This window comes from Stenotrophomonas sp. P5_A8 (genome assembly GCF_056400545.1).
Genome location: NZ_JBFULB010000413.1, coordinates 1 through 2,967, shown reverse-complemented (window position 1 = coordinate 2,967; position 2,967 = coordinate 1). Strand labels below are relative to the sequence as shown.

Annotated in this window: 3 protein-coding genes; 2 read left to right on the top strand and 1 reads right to left on the bottom strand. The window is 65.9% G+C overall.

The features are described 5' to 3' along the window. Nucleotides 1-322, top strand: a 322-nt coding sequence (locus tag AC1DQP_RS18890) for an HD-GYP domain-containing protein (protein WP_478052243.1), incomplete at its 5' end; no start/stop codon positions are given. A gap of 78 nt (nucleotides 323-400) precedes the next feature. Then, nucleotides 401-979, top strand: coding sequence for a hypothetical protein (locus tag AC1DQP_RS18885; RefSeq protein WP_457319860.1), 579 nt, complete (start codon nucleotides 401-403; stop codon nucleotides 977-979). Nucleotides 980-1,128: 149 nt separating this feature from the next. On the opposite strand, the gene AC1DQP_RS18880 is transcribed toward AC1DQP_RS18885, so the two are convergent. Further along, nucleotides 1,129-2,967, bottom strand: a 1,839-nt coding sequence (locus AC1DQP_RS18880; RefSeq protein ID WP_478052242.1) for a M13 family metallopeptidase, incomplete at its 5' end; no start/stop codon positions are given.

Genomic DNA, 2,967 nt, shown 5'->3' with positions numbered 1-2,967 from the left:
CCCCCTGCACGGCGAACGCATTTTCCTGGCTACCGGCCGCAGCGATGCTGCCGACGTGGCGCAACTGATCCGCGCGCACCATGAAGCCTTCGACGGCAGCGGCTATCCCGATGGCCTGCGTGGCGAAGCGATACCGCTCGGCGCACGCATCCTGACCCTCGTAGACGCCTGGGATGCGATGACCAGCGACCGCCCCTACCGCGATGCGATGGACCGCGAGCAGGTGATGCGCATTCTCGAGGAGGCCGCCGGCGGCCTGGTCGATCCGTACCTGTTGAGCGCTTTCCAGGCACTGCTGCGACGCGAGCCGGCGCTCGCCTGAGCGGCGCGTGGGCTTGCATTGGGGGCTGCCGCGCGCGACGCTGTCGGCTCCCCGTTTCAATCGACAAGGACGCATCGCATGCAAGGAAACGCCCCCCTTACCGCCGCGCTGGGCATTCTGCTGCTGGCACTGCCACTGCTGGCCCAAGCCCAGGTGACCCGCCACGACACCACCGGCAACCTGCAGCCGAGCCGGCAACTGCCGTGCACGGCATTGAAGGACATCACCCCTGCCGACTCTCCCGTCGACCAGATGGCCGCGTTGCCGCGCTGCCTGCAGGCCGGACGCGACCGCGACGCCGCCGACCTGTTCACCATGGCCGGCGTGTTTGCGCACTTTGACAAGCAACGCGTCGCCGACACCAGCGCCCACGACGCCTACAGCGCGTTGAAGGCCGGCGTGGCCGACAGCGTGGATGAAGCGCAGCTGGCGCGTTTCAATGCTGCGCTGGCCCAGCGCATGGCCGATCCGCAGGCTTACGTGGCTGAACTGTGTGGCATCACCAAAACACTGGCGCCGCCGAGCTATACGCCCACTTACATGATGAGCCACGGCATGGCCGCGTTCACCGGCAAGGGCGGCGGGTTGGTGGCGGGTTTCGATCCGGCGGCGGCGTGGAAGAACACGCGCAAGACCTATCTGAAGTGCGCTGACTGAAGCCGTTTGCGTAGCTGGGCACGGGTTCGGGTGGGTCCGATGTCGCCGACCGCCGATCTTACCGACGCGTTCGATGAAGCCCGGCGACGTCCGAGGGCACAAAAAACCCGGCTTGCGCCGGGTTTTTCGTTTCACTCAACCGCGTGCGATCACCAGATCACGACACGCTTGTCGTCGGCGCGCACCATCGCATCACCGGGCTTGCACTCGAACGCTTGCGCGTAGGCCGGCATGTTCGACGGTGCGCCGTTGGCGCGGAAGTTGGCCGGGGCGTGCGGGTCGGTGTTCAGACGCACGCGCAGCTCGCCTTCGTTGAAGTTGCGGCGCCACACGGTGGCCCAGTTCATGAAGAAGCGCTGGTCCTGGCTGTGACCGTCCACGGCCACGTTGGCCTTGGGGTCTTCCTTCAACGCCATCTGCAGCGCGTCGTAGGCCACGGTCAGACCGCCCAGGTCGCCGATGTTCTCGCCCAGGGTCAGCTTGCCCTTCACCTTCACGCCCGGCAGCGACTCGTACCCGTCGAACTGCGCCACCAGCTGGTCGGTGCGGCCGGTGAAGGCCTTACGGTCGCTGTCGGTCCACCAGTTGTCGAAGTTGCCGTTGGCGGCGAACTGGCTGCCCGAGTCGTCATAGCCGTGCATCATTTCATGGCCGATCACCGCGCCGATGCCGCCGTAATTCAAGGCCGGATCGGCCTTGGCGTCGAAGAACGGCGCCTGCAGGATCGCCGCCGGGAACACGATCTCGTTCTTGGTCGCGTTGTAGTAGGCGTTGACGGTCTGCGGGGTCATGCCCCACTCGGTCTTGTCCACCGGCTTGCCGATCTTGTTCAACATGTAGCGGTAGTTGAACGCGCGCGCGGCCTGCATGTTGCCCAGGTAGCTGTCGGCATTGGTTTCAAAACCCGACCAGTCACGCCACTTGTCCGGGTAACCGATCTTCGGGGTGAAGCTGGCCCACTTTTCCAGCGCCTTCTTGCGGGTGTCTTCGCCCATCCACTCCAGCTTTTCCAGGCGCGCCTTCAGCGCCACCGAGAGGTTCTCCACCAGGTGCTGCATCTGCACCTTGGCGTCGGCCGGGAACACCGCGTTCACGTACAGCTGGCCGAGGCCTTCGCCGATCGCGCCGTTGACCGATTCCAGCACGCGCTTCCAGCGCGGCTGCATTTCCTTCTGGCCGCGCAGGGTGGTGCTGTAGAAGTCGAAGTTGGCCTTCTCATACGCGCTGCTCAGGTACGGCGAGGCGTCATCGATGGTGTGGAAACGCAGGTAGGCCTGCCAGGTGGCGGCCGGCACGTCGGCCAGCATCTTGTCCACTTCACCGAAGAACGCCGGCTGGGCCAGCGAGAACTTCTGCGCGGCCGGCACCTTCAGGGTGTCAAACAGCGCGGTCCAGCTGAAGTTCGGGGTGAGCTTGTCCGCCTCGGCGGCGCTGACCGGGTTGTAGCGCTTGGCCGGATCGCGCAGTTCGATGCGCGACAGCGACGCCTTGGCCAGGCGGGTTTCGAAGTCCAGCACGGCCTTGGCCTGGGTCTTGGCCTGCTCGGCATCCACGCCGGACAGGGTCAGCACCTGCGCGATGTAGGCCACGTAGGCATCGCGGATCTTGGCCTGCGACGCGTCGAAGTAATAGCCCTTCTCCGGCAGGCCGAGGCCGCCCTGGCCGACATAGGCGATGACGTTGCCCGAGTCCTTGTAATCGGCATTGGCGAACAGCGAGAACAGCACGCCCTGGCCCTGCGCCTGGCTGCCGCGCAGGTACCGGGTAATGGCGGCGGTGTCGTTCAGTGCGGCGATCTTGTCCAGCTGCGGCTGCAGCGGGGTGATGCCGGCCGCTTCGATCTTGGCCTCGTCCGAACCGGTCTTCCAGATGTCGCCGATCTTGGCTTCCACCGAGCCAGCCTTCGGCGTGCTGGCGGCGGCCTGCTGGACCAGCGCGTGCTGCACTTCCAGCGAGCGCTCGCGCAGGATTTCGAAGCTGCCCCAGGT

Bases quoted from the DNA above. Each gene is read 5' to 3' on its own strand.
- AC1DQP_RS18885 (WP_457319860.1), top strand. From the start codon at position 401: ATGCAAGGAAACGCCCCCCTTACCGCCGCGCTGGGCATTCTGCTGCTG.